Consider the following 1,529-nt stretch of genomic DNA (forward strand, 5'->3'; position numbering starts at 1 on the left):
AAAGGACTCCGTCCCGCTGGCGCGATGAGAGGCTAGGGAGCAACGACATAGCGATCTTGGGAGAGGCGCTCGTTACCCCGATACACGCTCACCTGCAAATGCTGGGGATCCAGCCGGTGCCGCTCTACACGGATGGGTGGGATCCTCAGGGCGTGGCGGGATCCCCGTCCCAGCACGGACACAATCAGGTTTGGGCCGCGGATCTGAACTCGTAGGCGCACCGGCCAGGGGAAAGGGTTGCGCAGCTTGAGGTCGGCCAAGCCGTACCAAACGGTGGCATCTAAGCCAGGGGGCACCGACTCTACCTGCCGGTAATGGGGGTGCCTCTCCACCACCTCCAGCCCTGCCAACAGAGCGGCATTGTAAAGGCTAGAGGACACCTGACAGATTCCTCCCCCAACCGAATCCAGGGTTTCGGCCACCATAAACACCGGCGCGGGCACATAGCCTCGTTCCAGGCTGCGCGGCCCCACCACTTGGTTGAAGGAAAAAATCACTTCTGCCTGTTCCCGTGAGCGTGTCGCAGGCATGATGTAAACTCCATCCAGGCTTTGGACGGCTCGGCGAATGTTGTGGAGTTGAGAAGGAGTGCGCTCCTGCAAAGAAGTAACGTATTGGCTTAGGGTTGTTGGCGTGGGATCCGTCCACCACAAGGCCAGAAGGGCCAGTAGCGCCCCCACCAGCACAGCCAACCTCCGCAGGTCAACCCTTCCTCTCACCTCACACCTTGCCCGTCAGAAGGGGTTTCAAGGACTCCGTCCGAGTAGCGCGAGCGGGCAGTTGGCGGGAACCGGTCGCGACCAGCAGCTCTTGGGCGCGGGTACCTGCCGGCAACGTGCGGGATGGGCGTAGGGCCACCAGAGCAGAGCCTTGAGCATCCACCTGAAAGTCACCACAGTGGAGGAACTCGCCATTATCCAGCTTGAGCCAGAGGGAGTAGCGCTCCCCCGCCACCGGTTGGGGCAGATCCCGTGCGGCCAAGATAACCTCCTGCCAGTCTCCTGGGCGAAACAGCACGTTGGCCGTCCCCGCCTCCCCCTGCAAATGCACCAGACGGGATCCCGGCTGTTGCAAGAGATGGGATAATGCCCGCACCGATTCTAGCTGGGCCAGTTGCAGAGCTTGCCGCAGTCGCCAGTTGTCCAAGCTGAGCAGAACCAAAATTGCCGCCACCAAGCCTCCCAACCAGCGCCACCCCACCCCAAAAGCAGGCAGTGGAGAGTGAAGGGGGACTGCCATCTCCTGCTCGCGCAAGCCCATAGCCCCCACCTCTGCCATCACCTGGTCGCGCAAGCTGGCGGGCGGGAGCACTCCTGGCAATCCGTAGGGCAACAATTCCAAGGTTTCTTGCAAGGCTTGCAGTTCGGCCACCAGCCGAGGGTCTTGAGTTAGGCGTGCCTCTAGAGCACTCGCCTGCTCGGGAGACAAGTCCCCCAGCAGATAGCCGGCCAGTTCTTCCCGTTCCTCTGTTAAAGGGGGCGAGGTGGATAAGGACTCCGTCCCGCCGACGCGAAAGGACTCCGTCCCGC

The 1,529-nt window shown here is 62.1% G+C and carries 2 protein-coding genes; both read right to left on the minus strand.

All coding sequences use genetic code 11. From position 1 onward, the window contains the following. Nucleotides 1-32: 32 nt before the first annotated feature. On the minus strand, nt 33-719 hold the full coding sequence (locus tag NW820_RS12310; protein ID WP_414407634.1) for a VanW family protein: 687 nt from the start codon (nt 717-719) through the stop codon (nt 33-35). Nucleotide 720: 1 nt separating this feature from the next. Beyond that, nucleotides 721-1,529, minus strand: an 809-nt coding sequence (locus NW820_RS12315) for an anti-sigma factor domain-containing protein (RefSeq protein WP_414407635.1), incomplete at its 5' end; no start/stop codon positions are given.

It is taken from the genome of Synechococcus sp. R55.7, from assembly GCF_047461955.1.
GTDB lineage: Bacteria > Cyanobacteriota > Cyanobacteriia > Thermostichales > Thermostichaceae > Thermostichus.